At 70.9% G+C, this 2,924-nt stretch carries 1 protein-coding gene and 2 pseudogenes; 1 reads left to right on the forward strand and 2 read right to left on the reverse strand.

Features of this window, described 5'->3' with window-relative positions; all coding sequences use genetic code 11:
• A pseudogene (locus G3I40_RS23740) lies at positions 1-398 on the reverse strand (diacylglycerol kinase); the annotation flags it as partial.
• A gap of 253 nt (positions 399-651) precedes the next feature.
• On the opposite strand from G3I40_RS23740, the gene G3I40_RS23745 reads away from it, so the two are divergent.
• Positions 652-1,935, forward strand: coding sequence for an adenylosuccinate synthase (locus G3I40_RS23745; RefSeq protein WP_164304146.1), 1,284 nt, complete (start codon positions 652-654; stop codon positions 1,933-1,935).
• 85 nt (positions 1,936-2,020) lie between these two features.
• Here G3I40_RS23745 and G3I40_RS23750 read toward each other — a convergent pair.
• Positions 2,021-2,924, reverse strand: a pseudogene (locus G3I40_RS23750) (serine/threonine protein kinase); the annotation flags it as partial.

Here is a 2,924-nt window from a genome sequence, read left to right on the forward strand (position 1 = left end):
GTCCCCGCCGCCTCGGCGACCGGCGGGATGCACAGGTCCCCGAGGACCACGCCGTCGCTGTCGTCCACCAGCAGATCGAGCCGCCGCTCCGTGCCGACCAGTGCGGCCCGCGCCGCCGCCACCGTCCCCGTCGGCACCCCGAGCGAGCGGGCGAGCGAGACCGCGCCGCCCACGGGGACCAGCGAGAGCACCGCGCCGGACAGCTCCCGCTCCCGGTGCAGCAGGGACACCGCACGCAGCAGCGCCCGGTCGTCGCCGACCACGACGGGCCGCCGCGCACCCCTCCTGGCCAGGGCTTTCGCGAATTCCTCCGGTCCTTCCGGCAGGCACACCTTCGCGGTCGAGCCCGCGCAGAGCACGTCCTTGGCGATGCGTACGGACTCCCCGTCCGTGCGCATCGCGAGGGGGTCCACGATCACCAGAACCTGCCGCGACAGCCCCTCGCCCTCGCGGTCGGACGGATGGTTCTCATGATCCAAAGCCGCCACCTCGGCCCTGCCTCGCTTCCTCGGGTAGCATCTTTGTGCAAGAGCCCCTTGCGCTATTGCGCCAGGGGCTTCGTCTATTCCGGGGCAACCCAAGGCTTACGCATTCATCAGTGGCTACGGCCCCTGACCTTGGACATGCCCCGCCCGGAAGGGGTGTACGCCTGTGCCCGCACTTGTGCTGCTCGGTGCTCAGTGGGGTGACGAAGGCAAGGGAAAGGCCACCGACCTGCTCGGTGGATCCGTGGACTATGTAGTGCGCTACCAGGGCGGCAACAACGCCGGCCACACGGTTGTCGTAGGCGACCAGAAGTACGCGCTGCACCTCCTCCCTTCCGGAATCCTCTCGCCGGAGTGCACGCCGGTCATCGGAAACGGTGTCGTCGTCGACCCGTCGGTCCTGCTCTCCGAGCTGAGCGGTCTGAACGAGCGCGGCGTCGACACGTCCAAGCTCCTGCTCAGCGGTAACGCGCACATCATCACGCCGTACAACGTCACGGTCGACAAGGTGACGGAACGCTTCCTCGGCAAGCGGAAGATCGGCACGACCGGCCGCGGTATCGGCCCGACGTACGCGGACAAGATCAACCGCGTCGGCATCCGCGTCCAGGACCTCTACGACGAGTCGATCCTCACCCAGAAGGTCGAGGCGGCCCTGGAGGTCAAGAACCAGCTGCTCACCAAGCTCTACAACCGCCGTGCCATCGAGGCGCAGCAGGTGGTGGAGGAGCTGCTCGGCTACGCGGACCAGATCAAGGGCTACGTCGCCGACACCACCCTGATCCTCAACAAGGCGCTCGACGACGACAAGGTCGTGCTCTTCGAGGGCGGCCAGGGCACGCTCCTGGACATCGACCACGGCACGTACCCCTTCGTGACCTCGTCGAACCCGACCGCGGGCGGCGCCTGCACGGGTGCGGGCGTGGGCCCGACGAAGATCAGCCGCGTCATCGGCATCCTCAAGGCGTACACGACCCGGGTCGGAGCAGGCCCGTTCCCGACGGAGCTGTTCGACGACGACGGCGAGGCGCTGCGGCGCATCGGCGGCGAGCGCGGTGTGACCACCGGCCGTGACCGTCGCTGCGGCTGGTTCGACGCGGTCATCGCCCGCTACGCGACCCGTGTGAACGGCCTCACCGACTTCTTCCTCACGAAGCTCGACGTCCTCACCGGCTGGGAGCAGATCCCGGTCTGCGTCGCGTACGAGATCGACGGCAAGCGCGTGGAGGAGCTCCCGTACTCCCAGACCGACTTCCACCACGCGAAGCCGGTGTACGAGTACCTGCCGGGCTGGTCGGAGGACATCACGAAGGCCAAGACCTTCGCGGACCTCCCCAAGAACGCGCAGGCGTACGTGAAGGCGCTGGAGGAGATGTCCGGCGCCCCCATCTCGGCGATCGGCGTCGGCCCCGGCCGCACCGAGACCATCGAGGTCAACTCGTTCCTGTAGGGACGGGTCGGGTACGCACACCGGTGCCCCGGTCCGCTTCGGCGGGCCGGGGCACCGGTGCGACCGGCGGTCGCGGTGGTGGCGGTCAGTCCGACTTGTCGTAGGTCAGGGTCTGCTTCTTGCCGGTGGCGTCGACCATGACGCGGCGCAGCTGGCCCGAGGGCAGGACGGTGATCGTGCTCGGCTCGCCCGGCCGGCAGGCGTCCGGCGGTTCGGCGACCACCGGATCGGTGCCGCCGATGTGCAGCGTGGAGTCGGTGGCGGAGGTCAACGCGCCCTGGAACACGCAGTGGTAGGGGTCGCCGTTGTTCTGCGTGCCGTCGGCCGTCATGGACAGGACCGTGTCGCCCTCCTCGCCCTGCTGGATGACGATGCTGCGCGGATGGTGGCCGCTCGCGTTGTCGATCGCGCCCGCCCAGTTGCCCAGGAACTTCGCGGGGATGCCGCCGGAGGCGGGCGGCGTCGGCGTGGGGCTCGCGGGCGGCGTGGACGCCCCCGGAGTGGTCGCTCCCGGAGTGGTCGGGGCGGTGGTCGGCGGTGTGGGCGTGGGGGTGGACGCCGCGGAGGCCGGGGTCGTCGGGTCGTCCTTCATCAGGGCGTACACCGAACCGCCCGCGCCGAGAGCGACTATCACCGCGACCGCGATCAGCGCGGCGGAGGCCCGGCCGCCCCGGCGCGGCTGCTCCTGCTGCGCGGTGAACTGCGGCGACGTGCCCGGCCCGTAGGGCGGCGTGTGGCCCCAACTGCCTTGCGGATAGCCGTAGGCGGGCGGCTGGGGCTGGTGCATGGATTGCGGCTGCGGCTGGGGCGGGTAGCCGTACACCGGCTGGTGCGGGGCGGGCGCGGGGGCCGGGGTGTCCTGCCCGACCACCATCGTGGGCAGGTGGTTCAGCGGGACCGCGCCGGGCCTGCCGGGCGGCGGAGGCGCGTTCTCCTCCTCCGCGGATCTGACGGCGGGGGCCTGCGCGGGCGGCGGGGGCACCGGGGGC

The organism is Streptomyces sp. SID14478, from assembly GCF_010548525.1.
Taxonomy (GTDB): Bacteria; Actinomycetota; Actinomycetes; order Streptomycetales; family Streptomycetaceae; genus Streptomyces.